This window comes from Sphaerisporangium corydalis (assembly GCF_025506355.1).
Classification (GTDB): Bacteria; Actinomycetota; Actinomycetes; order Streptosporangiales; family Streptosporangiaceae; genus Sphaerisporangium; species Sphaerisporangium corydalis.
Genome location: NZ_JANZYP010000137.1, coordinates 1 through 3,794, shown reverse-complemented (window position 1 = coordinate 3,794; position 3,794 = coordinate 1). Strand labels below are relative to the sequence as shown.

General features: G+C 69.3%; 2 protein-coding genes. One reads left to right on the top strand and one right to left on the bottom strand.

The window, feature by feature from the left end:
- Positions 1-1,300 precede the first annotated feature (1,300 nt).
- Entirely contained in the window at positions 1,301-2,263 is a 963-nt protein-coding gene (locus NYZ98_RS41130; RefSeq protein ID WP_262850970.1) for an ArsR/SmtB family transcription factor, read from the bottom strand.
- A gap of 214 nt (positions 2,264-2,477) precedes the next feature.
- Here NYZ98_RS41130 and NYZ98_RS41125 point away from each other — a divergent pair, with 214 nt between their 5' ends.
- Complete coding sequence (locus NYZ98_RS41125; RefSeq protein WP_262850968.1) at positions 2,478-3,764, top strand: IS256 family transposase; 1,287 nt, start codon at positions 2,478-2,480, stop codon at positions 3,762-3,764.
- The last annotated feature ends 30 nt before the right edge of the window (positions 3,765-3,794 follow it).

Here is a 3,794-nt window from a genome sequence, read left to right as displayed (position 1 = left end):
TCCCCCGCGGAACCCCCACAATCCCCCGCAGCGCCCACCCCGCCCCTCGCGGCACCCCTCCAATCCCGCACGGCACCCACACCGCTCCCAGCGATACCCCATCCATGCCTCGAGGTGCTCACTCCGTGCCTCAGGGCACCCGTCCGGTCCCCCACGACACCCATTCCGCACCCGGCGATGCTGCTTCCAGGCCTCGGGGCGCCCACTCCGTGCCTCGGGGAGATCCAGCGGTTCCGCTCGGGGCTCCCTCGGTTCCGCTTGGGGCGGCTCCCTCGGTGCCGCAGGGGGTTGTTCCCTCCGTGCCGAGGGGAGGGTCCGCCATCGGGAGTCACCCGGCCAAGCACCCGGCAAGCCGCACGGCCCCGCGCGCGAGCCGGACCTCAGCGGACGGCAAGCCCCACCCAGGGGCCGGACGAGGTATCTCACCAGGCGATACAGCCCCGGCCGCACCGCACCAGCCCACCCAGGTCAAACCCCCATTGGCATCCGGACAAGGCATTCCGGGCACCCGCCCCCCGACGTCGCCTCCCGGCACCGCTCCTCGCCGAAGCACGGCGTCCGGGAACTCGACCTCCGAGGCTCCGACATACGAAGCCGGTCAAGCGACCGCCCCGAGAACCGAAACGTCCACCACTGATCCAATTGCCCCAGGCCCAGGAACCACCACCCCCGGCCGCCCAGCCTCCGGAACGTCCGCGTCCGACCCGACCGTCCCTGATCGCACGCCGTCCGTGTCCGACCCGACCGTGTCTGGTGGCACGCCGTCCATGTCCGATCCGACCGTGTCTGGTGGCACGCCGTCCATGTCCGATCCGGGCAATCCTGGGGTGCGGACCTCCGGGTCAGGGTTCCTGGAGTCCGGAGGTGCCGGGACGCGTGTACTGGAGGCAGAGGTACCCCATCCCACCGCCGACCGGGCCCCCTTCACCGCCCTCCCCTCAACCCGTCCCTTCATCTGCTGACCACTACGCACACTCCCCACAACCGACCGGCACAGCCGCCGTAGAACGACGCCGGCGGCATCCACTCCCGCCCCCTCCTACCGCACGTCGCCCGACGTCGAATGGCACAAGGCCTAGGGGTGCGGCCGAAGCCAGGGCGAGGGGGTTCGGGCGCAGGGGGAACGGCCGACAGGACATGCGCGGTGAAGAGTTACCGCCAGGACGGGCGCAGAGGAACGGGCAGGAAGTCAGGGCCGGACGGCCCGGAGGATGGTCCGACCTAGAACGCTGGGTGGGTCAGGACCAGTACGCCCGGGGTTGGGATCAGGACAAGGACGGATAGAGGGGGTTGCGGAGGGTCAGGGGTCGGTTAGGAGGGCGTCGGCGGTGGGGGTGCGGCGGTAGAGGACTTCGCGGCCGAGGCGTTGGCGGGCGACCAGGCCGTTTCCGCTGAGCACCGACAGGTGTTGCGAGATCGCGCCGGGAGTCAGGGACATCCGGCGGGCCAGAGTCGTGGTCGACGCCGGGTATCGCAGGGAGAGGAGGAGCTGCGCGCGCGTCTTGCCGATCAGGGCCGCGAGCGCGCCCGGCGCGGGGGGCGGGCCGGTCTCCCAGAGCGTCCCGACGCCGCGTGCCGGGTAGACGAGCATGGGCTGGTAGGGCTCGGCCATGGTCGCGATGTCCGGCCAGCGGAACACGCTGGGCACCAGGAGCAGCCCGTTGCCGCCGACCTCGCCGGAGTGGCACCACGAGCCCGTGGTGATCAGACGGTCGCCCTCCCATCGGACGGAGGGGTGCAGGTCGGCGAACAGGTCGTGGGCTCCGCCGGCGGCGAGCCGCCGGGAGCGCCACATCAGGTCCGCCTCCAGCAGGTCGTTCACGCGCGGCCAGAACTCGGCGAGCGCCAGTTCCCAGTAGGTGCCGAGGGTGTCGGCGACCCGTTCGATCCCGGCGGCGGGATCGGCCCGGAACCGGGCGATCGACCCAGCGTCCGGTGTCTCCACCCATCCGGCCTCCTCGGCGGCCTTCTCCGGAGGCGTCAGCCGTACCCGCGCGAGTTCGGCGGCGAAGTCGGGCAACGGTGTGTCAGGGGGCGGCGTGAGGAAATCCGCCATGTACCCGTGGACCGGCGTCAGGGCGAACAGTTCGTGCAGGTCGAGTGTGCCGAGCCGGGGTCGTACGGTGCGGAGCCACGGCAGGTGGACCGAGTGCCGCGCGGGCGCGCGGAGCACGCGCAGGCTCGCGACCAGCTCCCACATCGGAGAGAACGCGAACCGAAGCCGCGCCAGGTCGTCCGCCGCGAACCGCCAGTCCATCCCCATCGACTCACCCCGAACATTTCATCCACCCGAAACCACACCAAATCATCCCCAACCAAACCCACGCCCGACACCACCCCCTCCCCGAACCGATTCCGAACCTGAGCCGGGACCGCACCAAACCTCCCCAGGCGCGGAACCGGGAGTGGGACTGTGGATCTAAGGGTGTTTCCGGCCTGACCCACTGGGCGTGGTGCCCGGTGAGGAAGGTGCCGTGATGACCACGACACTGGACGATGTGACCGCGAGGAAGAACAAGCCGGAGCCGTCGGCGGAGGCGCAGGCCGCTGCGGAGTTGGTGCGGCTGGCCAAGGAGCAGGGTTTGTCGCTGACCGGGCCGGAGGGGCTGCTGAAGCAGTTCACCAAAACCGTGCTCGAGACTGCGCTGAATGAGGAGATGACCGAGCACCTCGGTTATGAAAAGCGTGATCCGGCCGGTGCCGGTTCGGGCAACGTCCGCAACGGGACCAGGCCGAAGACGGTGCTGACCGAGGCCAGCGGTCATGTCGGGATCGACGTGCCGCGGGATCGGGCCGGCACGTTCGAGCCGCAGATCGTCAAGAAGCGGCAGCGTCGGCTGAACGGCGTCGATGAGATCGTGCTGTCGCTGTATGCCCGAGGGCTCACCACCGGAGAGATCAGCTCGCACTTCGCTGAGATCTATGGCGCGTCGGTGTCGAAGGAGACGATCTCGCGGATCACCGACAAGGTGATCGAGGAGATGAACGACTGGGCCGTCCGCCCGCTGGAGGCGGTTTACGCGGCGGTGTTCATCGATGCCATCGTGGTGAAGGTCCGCGACGGTCAGGTCGCCAACCGGCCGGTCTACGCCGCGATCGGGGTCACCCTGGAGGGAGAGAAAGACGTCCTGGGGCTGTGGGCCGGCTCGGGTGGGGAGGGCGCCAAGTTCTGGATGAGCGTGCTGACCGACCTGCGTAACCGCGGGGTGCGCGATGTGTTCTTCGTCGTCTGCGATGGGCTCAAGGGGCTGCCTGAGGTGGTGGCGAACGTGTGGCCGCACACCATCGTGCAGACCTGCATCATCCACCTGATCCGCAACACCTTCCGGCTGGCCTCCAAACGGGACTGGCCCGCGTTGCAGCGACAGGTCAAACCGATCTACACCGCCGTCAACGCGACCGCCGCCCGGCAGGCGCTGGAGCGGCTCGCCGATACCTGGGGCACCCGCTACCCGGCCATCGTCAGGCTCTGGGACAACGCCTGGGAGGAGTTCATCCCGTTCTTGGACTACGACCTGGAGATCCGCCGGGTCCTGTGCAGCACCAACGCCATCGAGTCGCTGAATGCCCGCTACCGGCGGGCCATCAAGGCCCGCGGCCACTTCCCCTCCGAGCAGGCCGCATTGAAGTGTCTCTACCTCGTCACCCGGTCACTGGACCCGACCGGTCAAGGCCGGGCACGATGGGCCGTGCGATGGAAGCCGGCCCTCAACGCGTTCTCCATCACCTTCGGCGACCGGTTCCCGGCCGCCGAGACCTACTAACCCGAAGACGCTGGAAACACCTTTAGCGAG